At 64.6% G+C, this 23,191-nt stretch carries 17 protein-coding genes; 12 read left to right on the top strand and 5 right to left on the bottom strand.

Annotated elements, in window-relative coordinates; all coding sequences use genetic code 11:
• Positions 1–3 precede the first annotated feature (3 nt).
• The 6 genes from C7I55_RS11900 to C7I55_RS11870 all read left to right on the top strand — a co-directional run bounded on the left by C7I55_RS11900 (position 4) and on the right by C7I55_RS11870 (position 6,140).
• Entirely contained in the window at positions 4–525 is a 522-nt protein-coding gene (locus C7I55_RS11900) for a DUF3617 domain-containing protein (RefSeq protein ID WP_106513106.1), read from the top strand.
• Positions 526–1,106: 581 nt separating this feature from the next.
• The gene (locus tag C7I55_RS11890) at positions 1,107–3,266 is read left to right on the top strand and encodes a TonB-dependent siderophore receptor (RefSeq protein ID WP_233222170.1); all 2,160 of its coding nucleotides are present in this window, start codon (positions 1,107–1,109) and stop codon (positions 3,264–3,266) included.
• Complete coding sequence (locus C7I55_RS11885; RefSeq protein ID WP_233222169.1) at positions 3,263–3,577, top strand: hypothetical protein; 315 nt, start codon at positions 3,263–3,265, stop codon at positions 3,575–3,577. Before C7I55_RS11890 ends, C7I55_RS11885 begins: the two co-directional genes overlap by 4 nt.
• On the top strand, positions 3,574–5,184 hold the full coding sequence (locus tag C7I55_RS11880; RefSeq protein WP_233222168.1) for a PepSY-associated TM helix domain-containing protein: 1,611 nt from the start codon (positions 3,574–3,576) through the stop codon (positions 5,182–5,184). The genes C7I55_RS11885 and C7I55_RS11880 overlap by 4 nt, the downstream gene beginning before the upstream one ends.
• On the top strand, positions 5,181–5,477 hold the full coding sequence (locus C7I55_RS11875; RefSeq protein WP_106513103.1) for a DUF3325 domain-containing protein: 297 nt from the start codon (positions 5,181–5,183) through the stop codon (positions 5,475–5,477). The genes C7I55_RS11880 and C7I55_RS11875 overlap by 4 nt, the downstream gene beginning before the upstream one ends.
• Before the next feature lie 36 nt (positions 5,478–5,513).
• Entirely contained in the window at positions 5,514–6,140 is a 627-nt protein-coding gene (locus C7I55_RS11870) for a DUF4198 domain-containing protein (RefSeq protein ID WP_106513102.1), read from the top strand.
• Between the two features lie 13 nt (positions 6,141–6,153).
• Here the strand turns inward: C7I55_RS11870 and C7I55_RS11865 are convergent, their stop codons facing one another.
• The 4 genes from C7I55_RS11865 to C7I55_RS29215 all read right to left on the bottom strand — a co-directional run bounded on the left by C7I55_RS11865 (position 6,154) and on the right by C7I55_RS29215 (position 11,013).
• Positions 6,154–6,714, bottom strand: a complete 561-nt coding sequence (locus C7I55_RS11865; RefSeq protein ID WP_106513101.1) for a hypothetical protein — start codon at positions 6,712–6,714, stop codon at positions 6,154–6,156.
• 283 nt (positions 6,715–6,997) lie between these two features.
• Complete coding sequence (locus C7I55_RS11860; protein ID WP_233222167.1) at positions 6,998–7,981, bottom strand: sigma-70 family RNA polymerase sigma factor; 984 nt, start codon at positions 7,979–7,981, stop codon at positions 6,998–7,000.
• A gap of 232 nt (positions 7,982–8,213) precedes the next feature.
• Positions 8,214–9,263 carry a blue-light-activated histidine kinase gene (lov, locus tag C7I55_RS11855; protein WP_106513240.1) on the bottom strand — a complete coding sequence of 350 codons (1,050 nt, stop codon included), beginning with the start codon at positions 9,261–9,263 and terminating at the stop codon, positions 8,214–8,216.
• Positions 9,264–9,402: 139 nt separating this feature from the next.
• On the bottom strand, positions 9,403–11,013 hold the full coding sequence (locus tag C7I55_RS29215; RefSeq protein WP_106513099.1) for a calcium-binding protein: 1,611 nt from the start codon (positions 11,011–11,013) through the stop codon (positions 9,403–9,405).
• 225 nt (positions 11,014–11,238) lie between these two features.
• Between C7I55_RS29215 and C7I55_RS11845 the strand changes: the two genes are divergently transcribed.
• Positions 11,239–12,849, top strand: coding sequence for a sulfatase family protein (locus C7I55_RS11845; protein WP_106513098.1), 1,611 nt, complete (start codon positions 11,239–11,241; stop codon positions 12,847–12,849).
• Positions 12,850–12,962: 113 nt separating this feature from the next.
• On the opposite strand, the gene C7I55_RS11840 is transcribed toward C7I55_RS11845, so the two are convergent.
• The gene (locus C7I55_RS11840) at positions 12,963–14,051 is read right to left on the bottom strand and encodes a Gfo/Idh/MocA family protein (RefSeq protein WP_199192793.1); all 1,089 of its coding nucleotides are present in this window, start codon (positions 14,049–14,051) and stop codon (positions 12,963–12,965) included.
• A 105-nt stretch (positions 14,052–14,156) separates the two neighbouring features.
• Here C7I55_RS11840 and C7I55_RS11835 point away from each other — a divergent pair, with 105 nt between their 5' ends.
• The 5 genes from C7I55_RS11835 to C7I55_RS11815 all read left to right on the top strand — a co-directional run bounded on the left by C7I55_RS11835 (position 14,157) and on the right by C7I55_RS11815 (position 23,149).
• On the top strand, positions 14,157–15,221 hold the full coding sequence (locus C7I55_RS11835) for an LLM class flavin-dependent oxidoreductase (protein WP_233222166.1): 1,065 nt from the start codon (positions 14,157–14,159) through the stop codon (positions 15,219–15,221).
• Between the two features lie 141 nt (positions 15,222–15,362).
• Entirely contained in the window at positions 15,363–16,109 is a 747-nt protein-coding gene (locus C7I55_RS11830; protein WP_106513097.1) for a phytanoyl-CoA dioxygenase family protein, read from the top strand.
• Positions 16,110–16,111: 2 nt separating this feature from the next.
• Positions 16,112–17,368 (top strand): MFS transporter, encoded by a 1,257-nt coding sequence (locus C7I55_RS11825; RefSeq protein ID WP_106513096.1) that lies wholly within the window; start codon positions 16,112–16,114, stop codon positions 17,366–17,368.
• 57 nt (positions 17,369–17,425) lie between these two features.
• Positions 17,426–19,765, top strand: coding sequence for a TonB-dependent receptor (locus C7I55_RS11820; RefSeq protein WP_106513095.1), 2,340 nt, complete (start codon positions 17,426–17,428; stop codon positions 19,763–19,765).
• Positions 19,766–20,110: 345 nt separating this feature from the next.
• On the top strand, positions 20,111–23,149 hold the full coding sequence (locus C7I55_RS11815; protein ID WP_106513094.1) for a TonB-dependent receptor: 3,039 nt from the start codon (positions 20,111–20,113) through the stop codon (positions 23,147–23,149).
• Positions 23,150–23,191 lie beyond the last annotated feature (42 nt).

Raw genomic sequence — 23,191 nt, 5'->3', positions numbered from 1 at the left:
AAGATGCTTCAATCGAACACGCGCCTCGCCCTGATGGCGACGGTCATCACGGCGCTGTCTCTGCCGCTTGCCGGCTGCGGCCGACCCGACCATGCCGACAACGGGGCGGCCCCGACCGTCACCGCGGAGGCAAAGGCCGGCGAGAAGGTTTCCGCCCTGCCGCAGCTGCGGCCAGGCCTCTGGCGATCCACCTCGTCGACGGACGAACCCGGGGAGGAGCCCGAAACCGTGTGCATCGGGGCGGAGGACAATCTGCTCGAGCAATTCGGCGCGCTCGATGCCAAATCCTGCTCGAAGTTCGACCTTCGCCGCAGCGGCAACTCCATCGCGATCGATGCGGTCTGCTCGAGCGAACATGCCAATGCGACGCTCCAGGGCACCTATTCCGGCGACTTCAGCACCCACATGACCGCCGATCTCAAGCTCGGCCTGGGCGTACCTGGCCAGAAGATCGAGAACACCGACATCAAAATCGAGAGCCGCTATGTCGGCACGTGTATTCCGGAGCCCGCGGACGTGGGCTGACGTCGCTCTCGATGCAGGGCCGGCTCCTTCCCCTCCGGCCGACCCTGCAACACTCCGATGCTTCATCAGGCGAACGGCAGCGCATCCGATCGATCCCGCGACGCACCGGATCAACGTGCGATATAGTCGCCATCCACGAGATCCAGCCTCCCGAGTGCGCCACGGCGGCATCGACGAGCCCGGCGACATCTTCCGGATGCCGCACACCGGCAGTGACTCCGATAACCTTCTCTCCGACGGAGTCGTCGCGGCCGCCGATCGCCTGATCCGATCTGCATCGCGGGCGGCCACAGCCTCGCGAGCACTCGATCTGGTTCCTGGGTCCGCCCGGCATATTTGAAAGCCTGCTCGCCCCAGGATGCATCATAGGACGCGACGATCGAATGAGCCGCTGCTGAGAATAACCGCCCTGCTATTGATAATGCTAATGACTCGCAAGAGCGCCACAGCTATCAGCACCTGACGAATCATTACGGGGGTCAAAGGACGTGCGAAGTTTGAGTGTGCTGCTTGCGGGTGCTGCGGCGGTCGGTGGAGCGGTGCCCGCTCTTGCAGGCGAGGTTGCAGGCACGGCGCGAGAAGTGGCTGACGCTTTCGGAAGCCTTGAAGCCGATGCCGGCATCGACGCGGCGGATGCGGCCGACGAGATCGTCATTGTCGGCAAGAGCTATGGCAAGGAAGTCGGCAAGACGCTGACTCCGCTGAAGGACGTCCCCAATACGGTGACGGTGATCGATCGCGAGCAGATCGAGGCGCAGAATCTGTTCACGCTCGAGGACGCACTCACCGCCACGGCGGGGATCACCGTGAACGGCGTCGGCAGCGAGGATCCGTCCTTCCTGTCGCGCGGCTTTGCGATCAACAATTACCTGGTGGACGGCGTGCCCACCCTCGCCTTCGGCTTCCCCGCCGTGGTGCCGGATCTGTTCTTCTATGATCGCCTGGAAGTGCTGCGCGGGCCGGCCGGCCTGTTCAGCGGATCGGGCAACCCTGCTGGCAGCATCAACCTGGTGCGCAAGCGGCCGCTGGACACGCTGCGAATCCAGGGCTCTGCGGGTTACGGCAGCTACGACAATGTCCGTCTCGAGCTCGATGCGTCTACCCCGATCGGGGACGCCGCCGGGCTCCGTGTCGGCGCGATGCTGCAGGACCAGGACCAGTTCTTCGATGTCGCGCATCGCAACCGGATCGGTGCATTCGCCGTCGGATCGATCGACCTCGACGCTCGCACCACCCTCACCTTCGGCGCCACCTACGATCGCTTCAAGCCGGCAATCCAGTCCGGCCTCCCCGGCCTGATCGGCGGGCTCGACGGCAGCGACGGCCAGTTGCTCGACATTCCCCGCTCTACCTATCTCGGCGCCGACTGGAATCGCTTCCGCTCGGAAAGCTGGACCGGCTTCGTGGAGCTCGCCCATCAGATCAGCGACCGGTGGAGCTTGCGGGCAACCGGGCTCGTCACCGACGTCGACCGCATCGACGTCTATTCCTATATCGGCAACCAGCCGATCACGCCGAACAACGGCGTCACCAGCCACATCGCCTATCGCGGCGACAGCTTCCTCAAGACCCGCTCGTTCGACGTGAACGGCATCGGCAGCGTCTCTGCCTTCGGACGCGACCAGACGCTGATCCTCGGCGCCGATTATCAGGCAAGCTCCTCGCTTTCCTACTTCACGCGACTCTCCAATTATGCCCGGATCGACGTCTACGATCCGGTCTCCCCGACAGAGCCGCCGCTCGATCCCTACGGCCCGTTGCCGCCGTTCCAGGGACCGGCCGGGCCGGTCACCCAGGTCTATGGCGGCACCGAGACCGAGATCGAGCAATACGGACTCTATGGGCAGATGCGCCTGTCGCCAGTGCAGGGCCTTACCCTGGTCGGCGGCGGACGCGTCACCTGGTGGGACACGAACAGCACGACATTGCTGCCCCGATTGCTGCCGCAGACCGGCTACAGCATCGAGGAACGCTTCACGCCGTATGTTGGGCTCGTCTGGGACATCACCGACGCGCTCAATGTCTACGCGAGCTATGCGGACAGCTTCACCCCCCAAAGCTCGTCACTGCCGCGGGCAGACGGCAGCGACATCCAGCCTCTGATCGGATCGCAATATGAAGCCGGGAGCAAGCTTGCCCTGTTCAGCGACCGCCTTCTACTATCGGCCGCAGCCTATCAGATCACTCAATCGAACCGCCTGTTCAGCGATCCCGATCTGCCCGGAGTCGTGCTCCAGATCGGCAAGGTGCGCTCGCGCGGCATCGAGGTCGAAGCCAATGGCGAGATCCTGCCGGGCTGGCGCGTCAACGGCGGCTACACCTACAATCGCAACAAATATCTGGAGGACACCAACGCGCAGTTCGAAGGCATCTCGTTCGTGCCGGTGATCCCCAAGCACATGGTCAAGATGTTCACCAATTACGCGCCGGCGGATGGGCCGTTCAAGGGCGCCAGCCTTGGCGGGAGCCTCACCTGGTTCAGCGCGACCCACGGCGGCAACCCCGCGGCGTTCAACGCCGATGGCAGCCTGCGCACGCGTTCGTCGATTGTTCGACAGGGAAGCTACGCGGTCCTCGACCTGCGCGCCGGCTACAAGATCAGCGAGCAGCTGTCCGTATCGGTCAACGTCAACAATCTGCTCGACCGCACATATTATTCGCGGATCTCGTCGACAGGGCGGGGCAATTATTACGGAAGCCCACGCTCCGTGTTCGCGACCGTCAGGGTCGCTTTCCCGTGAGCAGGGCCGGCACTTTCGAGGCGAGCGCCTGGCGTCGCCGCGGCGACATGGCCCTGCGCGTGGTCTCGGCGATACCGCTCGGTTATGCAGTGGCCAGCCTTTGGGCGATGGCCATTGCCCGGCTGCTACCCGGCGCACGGAGCGAGGCCACGATCGTAGCCTCGCTGATCGCGTTCGTCATCTGCGCAGTCGCCGCGATGTGGGCCTTTGCCGCCCGCAGCGGCTGGCGGGCCTTCTGGACGCTCGCTTTGGCCGGCGGAGCCGCCGGCACGATCGCCTGGACGTCGATCGCGATGAGTGGGCGGCCATGAACACCATGGACACCAACACCAGAGGCTTCCGCCAATCACAGGCGTTCCTCCACACCTGGTCGGGGCTGCTGCTCGGCTGGATCCTGTTCCTGGTGTTCGTCGCCGGCACGATCGCCTTCTGGCGCGAAGGCATGAACCGCTGGATGCGGCCGGAACTCGCCCGGGTCGAGCAGCCGATGCAGGTCCTCGCCGGCGCACAGCGCTTTCTGCAGTCGAAGGCGCCCGACGCGAAGAGCTGGTTCATCACGATGCCCAGTGCACGGACACCGGGCGCACAGCTGTTCTGGCAACCGCAGGTCAAGAAGGGCGAGCCGCGGCGACGCGGCGGCCGCCGTGACAACCAGGCGCTGATCGGCGCGGACGGCGCTCCGGCGCATGCTCGCGAGACCCGCGGCGGCGAGTTCTTCTACCGCTTCCACTTCGATCTTCACTACATGCCGGTGATCTGGGCGCGATGGCTGGTCGGCTTCGCGACGATGATGATGCTGGTTGCGATCCTCAGCGGCCTCGTCACTCACAAGAAGATCTTCCGGGACTTCTTCACGTTGCGCCGGTCAAAGGGCCAGAGGTCGTGGCTCGACGGGCACAATGCCACCGCGGTTCTCGCGCTCCCGTTCCACCTGATGATCACCTACACGGGTCTGGTCACTTTAATGGCGATGCTGATGCCCTGGGCGGTGGTCGCCAATTACAGTGACGAAGCAAGGATCTTCGACGCCCTGTTCCCGCAGGCGCAGGCGGTCGAGCGGACCGGCCGGGCAGCACCGCTCGCCGATCTTCGCATCGTGGTGCAGGACGCCCAGCGCCGCTTCGGCGCCCCCGCCGGATTCATCGAAGTCAGCGATCCCGGCGACGCCGCGGCGCGGATCACGGTGAGCCAAAGCTCCGCTTCGATGCTGTCGTCGCGGACGCCGCGACTTACCTATGATGGCGTCTCCGGCCGCCTGGTGTGGCGATCGCCCGCGCCGGGCGGGGCGGCGGTGACCGCGGGTGCGATGATCGGCCTCCATGCCGGCCGCTTCGCCGACGACGGCCTGCGCTGGATCTATTTCCTGTGCGGCGTTGCGGGCAGCGCCATGGTCGCGAGCGGCCTGGTGCTGTGGACCGTGAAGCGCCGGGAGAAGCTGCCCGATCCGGCAAGGCCCTATTTCGGCTTCCGAGTCGTCGAGCGGCTCAACGTTGCGGTGATCGCCGGCTTTCCACTCGGCATTGCCTGCCTGTTGTGGGCGAACCGCCTGCTGCCGGCGGGAATGCGGGGCCGTGCGGAGTGGGAGGTGCATGCGCTCTTCATCGCCTGGGCCGCTGCCGGTCTCGTCGCCCTCGCCTGTCGCCCCAAGGCGGCATGGCCGGCTCTGTTCGGCATCACCGGCGCGCTGCTTGCCGCGATCCCGGTCTACAATGTTGCGGCCACGGAGCGTGGCCTGCCCGCCTGGCTGGCCGCGGGCGATTGGATGCTCGCCGCAATCGACCTCGCCCTCGCGGCCTTCGGGCTCTTCGCCGGAACGATCGCGGTTCGGGTCGCGCGCTTTCGTCCCGAACTGCGGAAAAGCCGCGCCAGGCGGGTCGTCCCTGCGCCGGCGACGCCGATCCTGGAGCCCGCCGAATGACCATCCTCGTCCTTCTGCTCTGTATTCTCGGCTTCGCTCTGTTCGGGCTCGCGAGCGAGGGTCATCACCAACGCTGGCTCGGACGATTCCCGACGGCGAGGCGCAAGAAGCGGATGCGCGCCGCTGGCTGGGGGGCTCTTGTCGGTGCCTTGCCCCTCGCCTGGGCGGTCGCCGGCGGCATCGTCGGACCGATCCTGTGGACGGGCGCGACGATGCTCGGTGCCGCGATCGTTTTCCTGTTCCTCAACCTGGTTCCCGGTCGCCGGCAGGATCCGCGACGTGGGCATCGTTGACCGCAATCTTCCCTCGTCCATTCAGGAGCAAGATCGATGAAGAAGACACTTGCGGCCGTGCTGCTCGCGCTGTCGGGTACGGCCGAAGCGCATGAAATCTGGATCGAGCGCGACGGCGACGGGCCGGCGCGCATCTATCTCGGCGAACCTGCCGAGCCTCTGCCTGATGGTGGCGATCCCGAATTCGAGAAACTGAAGGCACCGCGCCTGCTCTCCCCGGCCGGCGCCGCCCCGGTCCGCAAGGCCGGCTACCTCGAAGTGGAGGTCGCGGCCGGCGACGTTCGCGCCACCGACGACACCGTGTTCGTGCCATGGGGACCCGACGCCCGGAAAGAGGGTGTCGTCTATCACGCGCGCGCCGGCCGCAGCGATCCCAAGGCGTTGCTTCCGCTGGAGATCACCCCCGTACGCGCAAACGGCACCCGTTTCGTGCTGATCCGCGACGGCAAGCCGGTTCCCGCTGCGAAGATCGTCGTCATCACGCCGGACAAATGGTCGAAGACGCTCGTCACCGACGCGCGCGGAGAGGTCGACGTGCCGACCCGTGAACAGGGCCGCTATCTGCTCTCCGCGACGCAGAAGGAGGAAGGCGGCGCCCAGCTGCCCGGCGGATCCGTTGCCGTCCTCCACCGGATCAGCACCACGACGTTCGTGGTGCCCTGAACCCGGCGGGGCCTCAGCAATGCCTGGCTACGCTCAGCGCCAGCAATTGCTCGAGGCGTGCCGCGTCCGGGAGAGCCCTGGACGCGTGCGCCTTGACCTGTTTCATCCTCTCCTCCAAAGACCGCAGCGCGGCCTGCTGCTCCGCGATCTTGCCGGAGGTGCTCAACGGACCGGTCGCCGCCGAGAGTGCCGCGGAGGCGGTGACGCCAGCGACCATGCCGGCGCCCGGGATGACGTTGGCGAGGTCGGTCAGCCCCGAGAGCGCGGCGCGGGCCTCTGCGGCTCTTGCCGTCGCCGCGACGTCTGCCGCATTGTCCTTGTGAAGCTGAATGACGCCGTCCATCGTGTCGCTGAGCGCCTGCGCCTGCCCGCTCAGCGACGCGTAGAGACCATTGATCTCGGTTCCGAGTTCGGCGCAGGTCAGTGCCGTGTCGGCGGCACTGGGCGGAGGCAATGGCCTGCGCTCGGCTGGAGACGGCGGCGCGGCGACGGATACAGTTTGCGCCTGCAGCGGGACCATAGCGGCCGTTGCCGCAAGCAATGCCGGCAGCGCCGAGACCTGGCGTAGCTTCATCTCACGATCCTTATCGACAGCGCCGCAACCGGACCGGTCGCAGCGTCTATCTCGGGTCTGCAGATGGAGCGTGCGAGACAGCAGGCGGATGCGTGAATCGAGCGTGAAAGCCGCGCGCTTAATCGTCGATAATCCACCCAAGGCGACTCGCCCCTGCGGATAGCAAGCGCCAATGGATCGGCGTCAGCCCCCGTGCGGTGGTGCCGAAGTTCGTCGATTGATCGGCTGGCAGTGCAACGGCGATCGTTGCCCCCCGGAAACGAGCTGCTCAGCTACGCGCCTCTCAGGCTGCCTGACGCGCGTCTTCCGGTGCAGGAACAAAAGTCTGCGCGGGCAAGGCGCCGATCGCGACGACATTGCCGGTCGCGGTGCGGGCGCTTGCCTTACCGGCCGCGGCAGCCTTGTATTCGGCCATCACCTGGAACTTGGAGCTGCCCGCGACCAGCTCGCCCATCGTCTTGGCGGCGCGCTTGGTAATCTGACGGACACGCTCCTTGGTGAGATCGGTGTCGAGCGCCAGCGCATCGAGCGTGCCGGCTTCGAACACACGGCGCTCGACGATTGCGCGGTTGCGGACGAGCTTCTGCTCGAGGCCGGCGAGCTCGACCGGGTCGATCTCGCGGAAGCGCGGACGGCGGACCGGAAGCTGATCCTTGATGTCGCCGGGCTGGCTCTCGATCGCCTTTTTGGCACGCGGGCGCTTCTTCAGCTGCTCGATGCCGACTGCACGGAGATGGTCGATATAGTCGTCGATCAGGGCCGCCGTTGCACCCTTTGCAAGATAGGCGGAGGCGCCGGCCTCGGTGGCGCCGAGCGCATCCTCGTCCTCGATCGTGGCTTCGAACGGCATATCCTCACCGTCGTGGCTGCGGCCGAGATCCTGAAGCGAGACGGTGAGCGCCTCGACCTTCTTCGCCGACGAGCGCTGGTCGGTCATCAGGCGGAAGCGCAGGCTCTGCATCTCGCCGCGGATCTGCCAATTGACGAAGGTGGTGAACTGCGCCTTGGCCGGATCATAGGCTTCGATGGCGCGATGAACGGCGATCGCGGCAGCCTGCTCAGCGTCTTCCCAATGCGCAACCAGACCATATTGACGGGTGAAGTGACGAATACGCGGAGCGATGAGCTTAAGGATCGAAGCAAAGGCACGATCCGTGTTGAGACGCTGACGGCCGGTTTGCCTGGCACCGGCATCGGCGCGATTGGCGATAACGTCCGCGACGAGAGCTTCCAGAGCAATCGTGGTCTTGGATACGCTGGCGGTCACTTCGTCTCTCCTCGGATCATCGCATTCGTCGGCCAGCGCCTGTTCCCGGCCGACGTGTTTGAAATGCATGATCTCGCGGCGGATTCACAGATCCGGGAGGCTACGTAAGGGGTGATGCGGATGTGGCGCTTATGCCGCAGGAGCTGCGCGAAATGCCCCGACGGGCTCCACACCTCCTCTATAGGAGTGAATCGGCTTTACCGGCGAAAACGCGATCGAAATCGACCTCCGGCTAACGGGCCGGAACGCCGCGAGGGGACATCGGCGCGATCTCCAGCCGGCTCTCGAGACCCGAAGCCTTCCAGGTGAAACCCACCCGGCCGTCGAGCTGGCGCTTCATCGTCGTCTCGATCAACATCGAACCGAAGCTGGGCTTCGGCTCCGCGTCGATGGAAGGGCCGCCGGTTTCCTGCCATTCCAGCACGATCCGTCCGTCTTCGGCCTTGCGCCAGAGGATCGAGACGACTCCCGCGCTCGCGGAGAGCGCCCCGTGCTTGGCGGCGTTCGAAAACATTTCGTGCAACACGAGCATCAGCGGTTGAACCTGTTCGGCCGCCAGCAGCAACTCGGGGCCTTCGATAGAGATGCGGGAGCGCCCGAACGGCTCCGCTTCCGTGGTAACGACCCGGTGCAAGGGCACCTCGCGCCAATTTCCGGCGGCAAGGATCGAATGGGCACGCGCAAGAGCTTCGACCCGCCCCTGCACCGATTCCGCATAGATCTTTGGATCTTCCGCCGAGCTGAGGCGGACGATGCCCTGAACCAGAGCGAGCGCATTCTTGGCGCGGTGATCCACTTCCTTGAGCAGCCGATGCTCCTCGGCCTTGAGATGGTTGGCCTCGTTGCGCCGGGTGACGTCCTTGCACGAGCCGAATACGTAGAGAAGCCGGCCGTCGTCATCATGCACGGGACTGAGGAACAGCTCGTTCCAGAAGCTGGTCCCGTCCTTGCGATAATTGAGCAGCTCGATCGTGATTTCAGTCTCCGACGCAAGCGCATCGCGGATCGCGCCGATCGCGCGCTCGTTGGTGTCCGGCCCCTGCAAAAACCGGCAGTTCCGTCCCACGACCTCGTCCGCGGAGTAACCGGAGAGATTGAGGAAGGCCTGGTTTGCGAGCACGATCGGATTGTCCGGCTGCCGCGGATCCGTCACCACCATCGGCATGCGTGTGCGCTCCATGGCGATGAACGCCAACTCCTTGCGATCGGCCAAACCTTGGGGGGTCGATGCGGCGGGCTGCTCTGCTGAAAGTCTCGTCGCCTTCTCTACTCTGGTCGACAAATCCCGCTCCAACACCTTTACCCAAGTTTTCCTGAACGCGGCGCAAGACGATGGTATCCGTCTCGTTGGAGGGAGTTTTCCGTTGAAAGGAAGCGCCCGCCCCGGGGGTTGCGAGCGGGCGCCCGGCCAAACCCGCGGGTCAGCCGATCAGCATCTCGGGTGAAGCGAGGATCGGCGGCAGCGCCGATGGGCTGAAATCGACCAGACTCTGGATCTCCACGTCTGCCTCGATCCCTCCGTCGAGGATGTCGAGCCCGGGTCCGCCGATCAGCACGTCTTCGCCAAGGCCTCCAAGCAGAACATCGTTTCCATCGCCGCCGATCAGAATGTCGTCGCCGGTCCCTCCATCAAGGGTGAGCAGGATGCCGTTCGAAGCGAGTCCTGAAGCATCGACGATGTCGTCACCGCCGAGCCCATTGAAGACCAGCCGATCAAGGCCCGCCTCAAACCCGGTGATGTGCAACTCGGTGGCCAAGCCGAGAACGGTCACCTCGCCAGAATTTCCGAACACCAACACGACGTCGTCTCCGCCGGTGCCGTTGATGACGACCGTGTCGGCTGCGCCGTCGCCGGTCCCGCCGGGAGCAGCGAGGTTGACGTTGACCTCGCTTACGTCAGTGCCGCTCAGATCGTTGATGGTGATCGTGTCGGCCCCGCCGATCGCATTGACATTGATCGCCTCGACGTCGTTCAGGTCCATGACGATGTTGGCGACGTTGCGGGTGAAGAGAATACGGCCGCCATTGGCCGAGACCGCCATCCCCTCAGCGATGTTGGATCCGTTCATGACGAACGTATCAAAGCCCGCCTGCCCTTCGATCACATCGTTGCCGTCGCCCGGATCCCATGCGGCGACGTCGTCTCCGGCGCCGAGCAAGGCGATATCCGCGCCCTGCTGACCGTCGATGAAATCGTCACCGTCTCCGCCGAGCAGGATGTCATTGCCGTTGGAGCCGCGGATGCTGTCGTTGCCAGTGCCGCCATCGACGGTGAGCCTGATCAGTGTCGCAAGATTGCCGGCCGCCGAGAAGCTGTCGTCGCCCCCGTTCATGTTGACGACCAGATCTTCGGTCGTGCCGATGTCGAGCGCAAAGGGTGCGGGCGCCACCCGGTCGAAGCGAACGCGGGTGCCGTTCGCCGTTGCGGTGAAGCTTTCGGCGCCATTATTCCCATTCATTTCCGCAGTATCGATGCCGGCCCCACCCTCCATCAGATCGGTACCCTCACCCGGATTCCAGATCATGCGGTCGTTGCCGGCTTCGCCGAACATCTGATCGTCGCCGGTGCCACCGATCAGCGTGTCGTTGTCTGCGCCGCCGAACAGCAGGTCGTTACCGCCCTTGCCGAGCAGGATATCATTGCCCGCCTGCCCGAAGAGCAGGTCGGTTCCAGAACCGGAAGTCAGCGTATCGTTGCCGGCGCCGCCGAACAGATTGGCGTCCGGCAGCGCGCCATTGCGCTCGTCGAGGGTGAGGACGTCGTTGCCGCCCTGGCCGAACATCTGGATCAGCCGGGTATTGGCGATCGTCGGGCTTCCCCCGACGATTGGAACCGCGCCACCGTTGACGTTCAAACTGCCGGCCGCATCGCGGGCGACGACGACATTGTTGTCGAGCCCGTCGGCGATGGTACTCAACACCCCCGCCGCCGGAATGAACGTCGCGTTCACCGCCGCCAGGCTGAAGCCCTGCGGTTCGTCATCCTTCTTCACCTGCGTCTTGCCTTGCGCGTGTAGCTTGCCGTTGTTCATGATCTTGCCTTTCCCTGCTCTCGCTGGATGTGCCGGCAGATGCGAGGCGCCGGCGGAGAGGCTGCGCTAGGCAGAATGCGTGTGAGCGACCGTGGGAAGGCGCGTGTTATCGGCCGGCGCGCACCGTTGGAATCGAGTTTCAACAGCGCTCGATTGCCGCCGGTATCAACAGTGAATAGCTATGCCCATGCCGCAGCGATGCGCGGACGACGGAGTGACGAATCGATGACCAAGGATGTGAATCGCCGGGGTGTTCTGCTGGCCGGAAGCGGCGGCGCCTTCGGCCTGTTTTCCTGGGCGGCGCTGGCGGGCGCGGCGCCGCGCAAACGGGCCGACCTCCGCCTCGAGCGCGTCCCGGGCGTGCGGCCGCGCAACATCCTGGTCGTGCTGACCGACGACCATCGTTACGACGCGATGGGTTTCATGCGCGCGCAGAGCTTCGGCGACACGCCGACGCTCGATCGGCTCGCGCGCGAAGGAGTCCACTTCCGCAACGCCTTCGTCACCACTGCCTTGTGCTCGCCGTCGCGCGCTTCGATCTTCACCGGCCTCTATGCCCATCAGCACAAGGTCGTCGACAACAATCACCCGATTCCGCCGGGCCTGGTGTTCTTCCCGCAGCATCTCCAGGCCGCGGGATACGCCACGGGATTCATCGGCAAGTGGCATATGGGCGACGAAGGCGATCAGCCGCAGCCGGGCTTCGACCATTGGGTGAGCTTCAAGGGCCAGGGCACTTATCTGCCGAGTGCCGACGGGCTCAACGTCAACGGCAAGCGCGTGCCGCAAAAAGGCTATATCACCGACGAACTGACCGAGTATGCGCTCGACTGGATCGACAAGCGGGACCGCAGCAAGCCGTGGTTCCTCCACCTTGCGCACAAGGCGGTCCACTCCGAATTCATCCCCGCCGAGCGTCACAAGGGCCGCTACGACAAGGAGACCTATCGCACTCCCCCGACGATGGCGGCCGGCGCGGCGGGGCGCCCCGCCTGGGTCGAGAACCAGCGCAACAGCTGGCACGGCGTCGGATATCCCTATCACGGCACGCTCGATGTCGGCGACTATTACAAGCGCTACATGGAGACGTTGCTCGCCGTCGACGAAGGGCTGGCACGGATCATGGATCTGCTCGCGCAGCGCGGCGAACTCGACGAAACGTTGATCCTCTACATGGGCGACAATGGCTTCATGTTCGGCGAGCACGGGCTGATCGACAAACGCGCCGCCTATGAGGAATCGATGCGCATTCCGATGCTGGCGCGCTGCCCGGCCTTGTTCGGCAAGCAAAGCCGGACCGTTCAGGAGGTCGTCGCCAATATCGACGTCGCCCCGACCCTGCTCGCCGCTGCGGGGCTTGCCGCGCCGAAGGACATGGCCGGTTCGAACGCGCTGCCGCTCGCCCAGGGCAAGTCCGTGCCGTGGCGCAGCGAATTGCTCTACGAATATTATTGGGAACGCAATTTCCCGCAGACTCCGACCGTCCATGCGCTGCGCGAGGACCGGTACAAATATATGCACTTCCACGGCATCTGGGACATCGACGAATTGTACGATCTGGACGCCGATCCGCACGAGGCCAACAACCTCCTCGCGCGACCTGGCCACGAGGCGCTTGCCGAGACGATGAGCAAGAAATTGTTCGGCATTCTCGAGCAGACCGGCGGCATGGCGATCCCGCTCAGCGCCGATGCAGGCGTCCGCAACGAGCTGCGCGACCCCAAGGGACCGGCGGCGGCCCCGTTCCCGCCCCGCTTCTTCCGCGCGCCGGCGGAGACATTGAGCGACCTGGTGCGAAAATTGCGCGAGGGATCGGCGCGTAACTTGGGTGCCTGAGCCCGTTCGGCGCCCGATCATCGCTCGGGCTGAGCCTGTCGAAGCCCTCCCCTTCCCCTGCTTGAGCAACAGAAGAGTGGGCTTCGACAGGCTCAGCCCGAACGGATAAACGTTTACCCAGTCGTATCCAGTTCGCGCATTTCCACCGCTCTTTTCTCCCGCGCGCTGATTTCCGCCGCTGCGCCGATCAACACCGCCCGCCGCCCGTCCTCGGCGGTGACTTCCACCGGTCCCTCGCCGCGGACGGCCCGGGCGAAGGCGGCGTGCTGGTAGAAGGTGGCGCCGTGGTGCGAACCCGCCTCCATCGCCATATCGTCCACCGCGACATGTTCGCGAACGACCTGCTTGGGCGCGCCGAAGCCGACGCGCGGCGAGAAGACGAGATCGCCCGGCGGCACCAGGACATCGAGCCGCGCCGCATCGCCGACGGCGGCAATCTCCTCCTGGTGCTCGGCGCCGTCGGCGAACATGCACAAATCGAGCATGGCGCGAACGCCGTTGGCAAAATCGACCACCGTGTAGCTGTTGTCGAGGATGTCCGGGGTCTCGCCGTCATAGCGCTCGTCGAGATGGTTCACGTCGATCCCGCCCGAGCAATAGACACGCTCGGCCTCCGCGCCGACGATCAGCCGCATCAGATCGAAGAAATGGCAGCATTTCTCGACCATCGTGCCGCCGCTGTTGCGCGAGAAACGGTTCCAGTCGCCGACCTTGACCAGGAAGGGAAAGCGATGCTCGCGCATCGACAACATCTTCAGCGCGCCGATGCGGCCGCCATGGACATCGGCGATGAACCGCGCGACCGGAGGCATGTAGCGATATTCCATACCCGTCCAGAACGGCGCCGGGTTCCTCGCCGCGCGCTCGACGATCCAGTCCGCGTCTGCGATCGTCGTCGCCAGCGGCTTTTCGCACAAAATCGCCAGGCCCCGGTCGAACAACGGCTCGAGCACCGCGCGATGGGTGAAGTTGGGCGAGGCGACGATGACCGCATCGACCTCGCCTTTCTCGGCCAGTTCCTCGGCCGAGCGGAACCGCGCCGGCTGTTGGTCGCCGAGCGACTGCGCGGCCCAATCGAGCGAGCTTTCGACCGGATCGGCGATCGCAGTGATCGAGACGTCGTCGAGCAGGCGGATGTTGCGGATATGCTCGCCGCCCATCATGCCCGTGCCAACGATGCCGTAACGAATGTGGTCTCCCATCGACGCTTTTCCTGTGCAAGAGATCGCTTCGGGAGCCCTCTTCCCAAATCGCGCCGGCGCTGCAAGGGCCGATCAATTGCCAAGTGGCGCTCGAAAGGAAATGTCGTGGACCGATGTGAAGTCAGCTGGTTTTCCGCCCTGTGCGACGACGATTACGAGTTCCTCGGCGTTCCAGACGAAAGGCTGCGATCGACCTTGGAACATTGCCGCGACATCGTTCTCCAGGCCGAGACCGGGGGTTTCGACAATGTGCTGCTCCCGTCCGGCTATGCCCTCGGCATCGACACCACTGCCTTCGCTGCGGCGATCGCAGTGCTGGTCCGTCGCATCCGATTGCTGATGGCGGTGCGCATCGGCGAGAGCTGGCCACCGCAACTCGCTCGTCAGATCGCCACCATCGACCGCATTCTCGGCGGACGCCTCACCGTCAACATCATCTCGAGCGACCTTCCCGGCGAGAAACTCGACAGCGCGCCACGTTATGCGCGCACGCTCGAGGCGATGCACATCCTGCGCACCTTGCTCGACGGCCGGCCGCTCGATCACGACGGGACCTTCTGGAAACTCAAGCTGGATCCGCCGCGAGTCACCACCGTCTCCGGCGCATGCCCGCTTTTCTATTTCGGGGGCCTGTCGGACGACGCACGCGAAGCCGCCGCCAAGGGCGCCGACGTCTACCTGATGTGGCCGGACCGGATGGAGGCCGTTCGCGAGATCGTCGCCGATCTGCGCGCGCGTGCCGCCCGCCACGGCAGGAGCCTGCGCTTCGGTTACCGGGTCCATGTCGTCGTGCGCGAGACGGAAGCGGAGGCGCGCGCGGCCGCCGACCGCCTGCTATCGCGGCTCGACGACGCCGAAGGCGCGGCGATCCGTGCCAAGTCGCTCGACAGCCAGTCCGCCGGAGTCCGCCGCCAGGCGGAGCTGCGCGAGACGGCAAGCCGCGAGGGCTATGCGGAAGACAATCTGTGGACCGGGATCGGCCGAGCACGCTCCGGCTGCGGCGCTGCGATCGTCGGCGATCCCGATCAGGTGCTCGCCAAGCTGCAGGCCTATCGGGCCGAGGGCATCGATGCCTTCATCCTGTCGGGCTACCCGCATGCGGCGGAAGCCGATCTGTTCGCACGTCACGTCCTTCCACGCCTCGACCATGGGCCACTCGAGGCCGGCTGACCAAGAGCCCGGCTCCCAGGTTGTTTCTGCCAAAATCGGGGCCGACTTTGGCAATATCGGCCACGCGCGCGCGGCGTCGGGCAAAAAGAATCTCACTGGTGCCGACTCCCGCCGCCGCCTAATTTCGGCGCGGGAGGGTCCATGGATTATCAGGGACGGAAAGATGACTTCGCGCGCGACGGCTATGCCGTGTTCGAAGCGGCGCTCGACGAGGATCTGCTGACGCTTCTGCGCGACGAATGCGACGGCTTCGTCGCTCGCGAGAACGCCCGCATGGACCAGGCAGGCACCGATTGTCTGGGGATCAGCCACCGCGGCAGCCGCTATTTCGCCAATGAGTGCCAGCGCGAGCGCCCCGCCTTGCGGCGAATGCTGTTCAGCCCGGCCATGGCCGACATTTGCCGCGCGACCCTCGGCGGCGACGCCTATTTCTTCCTCGATCAATATGTCGTGAAAGGGCCCGAACAGGGGATGGCGTTCAGCTGGCACCAGGATTCCGGCTATGTCGTCGGCAATGGCGGGCCGGAGCACAGGCCATACCTCACCTGCTGGTGCCCGCTCGACGATGCGACGATCGAGAATGGCACGATCACCATCATCCCCGGCAGCCATCACCGCGGCCTGCTTCCGCACACGCGCCGCGCGGGCAGCAACGACCTCGCCGCATCTCCGCCAGACGCAGGTGTCGCGATCGAAGCGAAAGCGGGTACCGTGGTCGCCTTTTCCAGCCTGCTGCTCCACGCCAGCGGCACCAATCGGAGCGCCGCGCCGCGCCGCGTCTATCTCGCGCAATACACGCCCGAGCCGCTTCTCAATCCGGCCTCCGGAGAACCGCGCCGCAATGCGGTGCGGCTGCTCGCGCACGGCCGCCAGGTGGCCTTCGCGTGACGATGTCGCCGCGCCGCCGCTGGCTGCTGTTCGTGCTCGTGCTGAGCGCAGGGATCCTCAACCTCGTCGATCGCCAGATCATATCGGTGCTGAAGCCGGTGATCTCGGCAGATCTCGGCTGGAGCGACAATGATTATGGTTCGCTCGCCGCCTGGTTCCAGGGCGCCGCCGCAATCGGCTTTCTGTTCACCGGCGCGATCGTCGACCGGCTCGGCATCAAATGGGCCAATCCGGTCGGCGTGGCCGCCTGGAGTCTCGCCGCGATGGCGCATGGATGGGCGAGCAGCTTCACACAGTTCATCCTGGTCCGCGCGTCGCTCGGCGCGACCGAAGCGATGGGAACGCCGACCGGTATCAAGAGCATCGCGACCATCTTCCCGCCGGACGTGCGCTCGTTGGCCTTCGGACTGCTCAACGGCGTCAACAGCCTCGGCGCGATCGTGACCCCTCTGCTGATCCCTGCCGTGGCCGCGCTCTGGGGATGGCGATCGGCGTTCGTCATCGCCGGCCTTGCCGGTCTCGTCTGGGCCGCGGCCTGGCTGCTGGCGACCAGGGGCATCCGCTTTTCCGACACCGCGCAGCCGGCAGATGCAGCCGACGCCGACGCGCCCGTTGCCCCCTACGGCCCGATCCTTACCGAACGCCGCACCTGGGCGATCGCGGTTGCCAAGATACTCTCCGATTCCACCTGGTGGCTGATGCTGTTCTGGATGCCGGATTTCTTCAATCGCCAGTTCGGGCTTTCGGGAACCGAACTCGGGCCGCCGCTTGCCATCGCCTACAGCGGATCCGCAATCGGATCATTGATCGCAGGCTCCGCCGCCGCCTATCTGCTCAATCGCGGCCGCAGCGAAAACGCGGTTCGAAAGAGCGTGATGCTCGTGGCGGCGCTGTGCGTCACCCCGCTGCCGCTTGCGCTGCAGCTTGATTCCTATTGGCCGTCGGTGCTCCTGCTGGCGCTCGCGCTCGGCGGCCACCAGGCTTTCTCGACCACCTTGTTCGCCGTGATCGCCGACGTCACGCCGCGGGCCAAGGTCGGCCGGGTGACCAGCTTCGGCGCCTTCTGCGGAAATCTCGGCGGCATGGCGATCGCCAAGATCGCCGGCCTCGTCCTTGCCGCGGGGCTTGGCTACGGGCCGCTCTTCCTGTTCGCCGCAAGCTCGTATCTGCTCGCTCTCGGCTGGATCCATCTGCTGCTCCCGGTGATCCGGCGTGCGGAGCCGAGCGGTCCGGAAATCAGGCTCGCCGGCGCGCATTGACGGCGCAAAGTTGATTCTCTACCAAATTGGTCGACATAACATACGGGGAGACGTTTCATGCAGCCTTATCACCGCTTCCGCGCGCTTCGCGCCCTTCTACTCGCGAGCAGCCTGGTCGCGCCGGCCGGGGCCTTCGCGCAGGCGCAGGACGAGAGTGCGGCGCCCGAGGCGGCGCCCGCAAGCGAGGAAGGCGAGATCATCGTCACCGCGCGCTACCGCAACGAATCCGTGCTCGACGTACCGGTGGCGATCACGGCGATCAGCGGCGACTCCCTGAACGACCGCCAGCTCCACAACATCCAGGATATCAGCACCACCGTGCCCACCGTGGAGTTCCGCACCGGCGCGTCCAACAAGGACCGAACGATCTTCATCCGCGGCGTCGGCACGATCACCACCTCGCCCGGCGTCGAGCCATCGGTCTCGACCGTGCTCGACGGAGTCGTCCTCACGCGCCCGGGTCAGTCGACGCTCGATCTCGGCGAAGTGGAGCGGATCGAAGTGCTGCGCGGGCCGCAAGGCACGTTGTTCGGCAAGAATGCCAGCGCCGGTGTGGTCAACATCGTCACCCGCAATCCGACCGACGAGCTCCAGGCGTTCGGCGAAGTCGGAGCGACGACCGACGAAGAATATCGGGTCAAGGCCGGCGTGTCCGGCGCGATCATCCCCGGCACGCTCAAGGCACTGATCGGCGGCCTGTACACCAAGTTCGACGGCAACGCCCGCAACATCGTCACCGGCGACGAGGTCAACGGCTTCCGTCGTTATGGCGCCCGCGGCAAATTGCTGTTCACGCCGGCGCCGAACCTGAGCTTCACGCTGATCGGCGACTATCTCAATTCGCACGACATCGTGCCGACCGCGATCTACGAGCGCACGTCGCAGACCGTCTATCCGACGGGCGTCGTCAATAACTCACCGGCACTCGCCGGTATCCTCGCCGGCCTTGGCGTGGTCGCCTCTCCGACCAACCGCACCGCCGCGAACAATTTCAACGCCGATGTCCGCGACAAGAATTTCGGCGTATCGCTGACCAGCGAACTCGGCCTCGGCGAGTATCAGCTGACCGCGATCACCGCCTGGCGCAAATGGCTGAACCGCCAGCACCAGGATTTCGACGGCATCGCAACCCTCGCCGTCGGATTTCCCCAGGGCGAGGATTTCGGCGACGTCGACTCCCGCCAATTCTCCCAGGAGCTGCGGCTGACTTCGCCCAAGGGCGGTCTGATCGATTATGTGCTCGGCGCTTATTACCTGCATGCCGACACCGACGAGCGCTACCAGCGCACGATCACCACCCTGCCCGGACCGGTCACCACCACCGGGGTCGCCAATTACGGGATCACCAACGACAATTACGCCCTGTTCGGCGAAGCCAACATCAACTTCACGGAGCGTTTCCGCGGCATCGCCGGCTATCGATCGGTGTGGGACGAAATCGACTTCTATCACGTCCGCACGTCGACCAACGATCCGACGAACCAGGGTGCGATCAACCCCGCGCTCGATCGCCCGGGCATCCGTTCCTACCACAATGCCACTGGCAAATTGAGCGAGCGCGGCGACAGCTACCGGCTCGGCCTGCAGCTCGACCTCGGCGAGCGCGCGCAGACCTATTTCACCTATTCGCGCGGCTACAAGGGTCCGGGCTACAACGTCTATTTCAACATGCGCTCGCTCAACACCACCAACTCGCTGGCAGGGCCGGTGGTGCCGCTCGACGAAGTGCCGCTGAAGCCGGAAACGTCGAAGGCGTTCGAGTTCGGGATCAAGGGCAACACCGCAGACCGCAGCTTCTCTTACAGCCTCGCGGCATTCCGCACCGACTTCGACGATTATCAGGCGAATTTTGCCGACACCGTCCAGGGGCTGCAGGTCACCCGTCTGATCAACGCCGGTTCGGTCCGCGCACAGGGCATCGAGGGCGATTTCACGCTGCGGCCGACGCGCGGATTCACGATCGACATCGCCGCGGCCTACACCGATGCCGAGGTCCGCGAATTCAACTGCCCGGTCGGGGCGCCGACGAGCTGCAACATCAACGGGGAGCCGCTGCCGTTCGCGCCGAAGTTCAAGCTCTACTCCAACGCTGCATACCGCTTCGCGGTGAGCGGGGACCTGCAGCTGGAGCTCCAGTCCGACATCTCGTTCCGCACCGAGACGCAATATAACCTGTCGGCGACAGCGCACACGATCCAGCCCGCCTACGCGATCTGGAACGCCAGCATCGCCCTGCTGTCGACGCCGGGAGACTGGCAGGCGCGGCTGTTCGTCAAGAACATCGCCAACGAGAGCTATTCGAGCTTCCTGCAGAACGGATCCGCCGCCGGCTCGACGCGCTTCGTGCCGCGCGACGACAAGCGCTATGCGGGGCTGCTGCTGCGCAAGGATTTCTGACGCGGCCGCACCTTCGTTGAACAGTCCGGAAGGCTGCGCTCCCGCGGCGGGAGCGCAGCATTGTTGCGTACGACCGCCTGCCGCAGTGCCTCGGCATGGTATCCGACTCGGTGGCATGACGGCCCCTTGTGGGACGGCATTCTAAGAGCGCGCATGACCGATATGCGTTGCAGCGCGGTCACAGGTTTCCAGCATTCGTGCGCTGCTTGAAACCGTTTGCTGATAACGTTCTCATTTTCTCCGTTTCGGACCCTCAATAGATCTTGACAGGCTCCCCTGCTTCCGAGAGTGAACGTTCACAACGGCATCGCAAGACAGCGCTGTCAGAAAATCAGGGGAGGATCTATGCGCAGCTTCCGAGCTCGTTCGCTTTCGCATCTCGTCATCGGCGCCTCGGCACTTGCGATCGCCGCCGTGCCAGGCATTGCCGCCGCGCAGGATGCCAACGACACCGTCGGGGCACCGGGCGATTCCGAGGTTCCCGAGCAGGCCGCGGAGGCGGGTCCGGCCGATGGCGACGAGATCGTCGTCACCGGCATTCGCGCCAGCTTGCAGGCTGCGGCGAACATCAAGCGTAACGCCCAGGGTGTGGTCGACGCGATCTCAGCCGAAGATATCGGGAAGTTTCCGGACACCAATCTCGCCGAGTCACTGCAGCGCATACCCGGCGTCTCGATCGACCGCGCCAATGGCGAGGGTTCCACCGTCACCGTTCGCGGCTTTGGTCCGGAATATAATCTGGTCCTGCTCAACGGTCGGCAAATGCCCACCGCTTCGCTTGGCGATGGCGCCAGCGCGCCCGCCTCCCGCTCGTTCGACTTCGCCAATCTCGCGTCCGAGGGCATCGCAGCGGTCGAGGTTTACAAGACCGGCAGGGCGGCCGTCCCGTCCGGCGGCATCGGCTCCAGCATCAACATTCGCACGCCGCGGGCGCTCGACAAGCTGGGCATGCGCGGCAGTATCGCCGTCAAGGGCGTGATGGACACGTCACGCAACGAGGGCAATCCGATCACGCCCGAAGTGTCCGGAATCTTCTCAAATACGTTCGCGGACGGTCGTTTCGGCATCCTGTTCTCTGGCTCGTACCAGAAGCGCAAGGCGAGCGTGAACTCTGCCAGCGTCGGTTTCCGTGACGGCTTTATCGGTAGTGAAGGGCTGCTGCCGCAGCCCGGCACGCCCGGCGCAGCGAACATCACCAATCGCCCCGGCCCGAACGACGTCTACGAGATTCCGCAAGGCGCCGCCTACGACCTCATCGACATCAAGCGTGAACGGATCAACGGACAGGTCGCGCTGCAATTTCGGCCGATCGACTCGGTTACGGCCACAGTCGACTACACCTACTCGCGTAACACCGTCGAAGTGCGCGACAGCAGCGTCGGCATCTGGTTCAACTCCGAAAGCGGCGGCACGTCCAGCTCCTGGACGGATGGTCCGAATGCCGGTCCGATCTTCTACACGGAGCGATTCGGGCCCGGAAAGGATCTCTCCTACAGCGGCGCGCTCACGGCCAATCGGACCGAGAACAAATCGCTCGGCGGCAACCTCACCTGGGAGGCACCCGGCCGAGTCACGGTGTCGCTAGATGCGCATCACTCGACGGCGGAATCCAAGCCGACCAACAAGTACGGCACCAGCACCTCGCTTGGAAACGCAGTCTTCGGCGTGCAGAGCCAGACGGTAAATTTCGAAAAGGACCTGCCGGTCATCTCGGTGACGATGTACCCCGGCATCGACCCGCTCAACGCGGCACTGATCACGCCTACGGGCGATTCGTTCCGCAACGCTTACTTCCGGGACGAGATCAACCAGGTGCAGCTGAAAGGCCGCTACGACCACGACGGCGATTTCCTCGACAGCATCGACGTCGGCTTCTCCTACGTCGACAACAAGGTTCGCTCCGCTTACGGCTTCATTCAAAACGACAGGTGGGACGGGCTCCCCGGCGGAGCATCACAAACTCCCGACGACCTGTTCGACCTCGTCTCCGTGCCGGACAAGTTCGATGGGGTGCCAGGCGCCGGCACGTCGGGCATGATTTCGTCACTTTACGTATTCAATTTCGAGCAGATGGCCGACCTGCTCGAGAGCAAATATCAAATTTGCAGCGATCCCCGGACCGGCTCGGCGCAGGCGGGCACCTGTCTTGCCGACTTTACGGTCGATCGTCGGATCCGCGAGAAGACGATCTCGCCATACATCCAGTTGAACGCCGGCTTCGACGCATTCAGCCGGCGGGCGCACGTCATCGCGGGCCTCCGCTACGATCAGACAAGCGTCGATTCCCGTGCACTGGTTCCGATACCGACCGGCACCCAGTGGACTTCCGCCAATGAGTTCGCGATCATCTACTCGGGCGAGAGCGATTTTACGCGCTTCAGGGGTCATTACGATAATTGGCTGCCAGCGATCGACTTTGACATCGAGCCATTGGAAAATGTCAAGTTGCGTGCTTCATATAGCCATACGATAACGCGCGCCGATTATGCGAACCTCCAGGGAGGCCGGACGATCGACTCGAATCCACGCATTTTCGGAGGCACCGGAAGTCAAGGAAATCCTGGCCTCCTTCCATACAAGTCAAAGAACATCGACTTTTCGGCGGAGTGGTATTATGGCCTGGACAGCTACGTCTCTGTCGGCTTCTTCCGGAAGAACGTGCAGGACTTCATTGGAACGACTCAGATCGAAACTCCAGCATTTGGCCTACTGAACCCCGGCGACGGGCCACGCTACCAGGCGGCCGTGGCAGCCTTAGGCACGACCGACGCGATCCGGGTGAAAGACTACATCCTGCGCAACTTCCCGGACTCTTCGGACGTAACGGGCTCGACCATCATCGATGGAGTAACATACCTTGGAGGAAATATCTTTGGAATAGCCGGAGATAACCCTTTCAATTTCAAGATCAACCAGCCGTTCAACAGCGATCAGACCGCCAAGATCCACGGTTGGGAATTCGCTGTCCAGCACCAGTTCTGGAACACTGGCTTCGGAGCGATCCTGAACTATACCATCGTCCGGGGCGACGCGACGTACGACAATAACATCAACCCCAACATCGGCCAGTTCGCACTTACCGGCCTCAGCGACAGCGCCAATGCCGTGCTGTTCTACGACAAGGGCGGCATACAGGCGCGTGTCGCATACAATTGGCGCGATGAGTTCTACGCCGGGGGTGCGTTCGACCCGACCTATGTCGAGGCCTATGGCCAGGTCGACGCAAGCGCCAGCTACGAGTTCATCCCGGGCCTGACCGCCTTCGTTGAAGCGATCAACCTGACGGGCGAGCGGCGCCGCGGTCACCGCCGGTCGGATAATTTCGTGACCTTCTCGCAGCCGGGCTATGCCCGCTACTCGGCAGGGCTTCGCTTCACCTTCTGAGCGTACAAGCGCGGGAGGCATTCCTGATCGAATGCCTCCCGT

It is taken from the genome of Allosphingosinicella deserti, assembly GCF_003012735.1.
GTDB lineage: Bacteria > Pseudomonadota > Alphaproteobacteria > Sphingomonadales > Sphingomonadaceae > Allosphingosinicella > Allosphingosinicella deserti.
This window is presented reverse-complemented; position numbering and strand designations above follow the sequence as displayed.